1 protein-coding gene is annotated in these 438 nt (G+C 60.5%); it reads left to right on the top strand.

The window, feature by feature from the left end; genetic code table 11:
- Positions 1–55: 55 nt before the first annotated feature.
- Positions 56–438 (top strand): ATP-binding cassette domain-containing protein (locus AC1D0P_RS29895; protein ID WP_477680045.1); only part of this gene is annotated, 383 nt, incomplete at its 3' end.

Genomic DNA, 438 nt, shown 5'->3' with positions numbered 1-438 from the left:
GAGCGGCTTCATGCGTCGTGTATCTGAGGCCGCTCCAATTGAATGGATTAAAGACATGGTTTCCGCGAACGCCGATGCCCGCCAAACGCCATTGATGACCGTCTCCGGCATCTGCAAGGCGTTCGGCCGCAACACGGTGCTGAAGAATGTCTCGTTCACGCTGAAGCCCGGCGAAGTACTGGCGCTGGTCGGCGAGAACGGCGCCGGCAAGTCGACGCTGATGAACATCATTTCCGGCAACCTGCCTTATGACAGCGGCGAGATCCGGCTGTCCGGCGAAACCTATCGCCCCGCTCGTCCGTCCGAAGCTATCCGCCGCGGCATCGCCATCGCGCATCAGGAAACGGCGATCATGCCGGATCTGACAGTGGCCGAGAATATCTACTTCCGCAGCGAGCCACGCAATGCATTCGGCTTGATCCGCCAACGGCGGATGCA

The sequence above is a fragment of the Polaromonas sp. P1_G2 genome, from assembly GCF_056405515.1.
The sequence above is the reverse complement of the archived record's forward strand: the minus strand, read 5'-3'. Positions and strand labels throughout refer to the sequence as shown.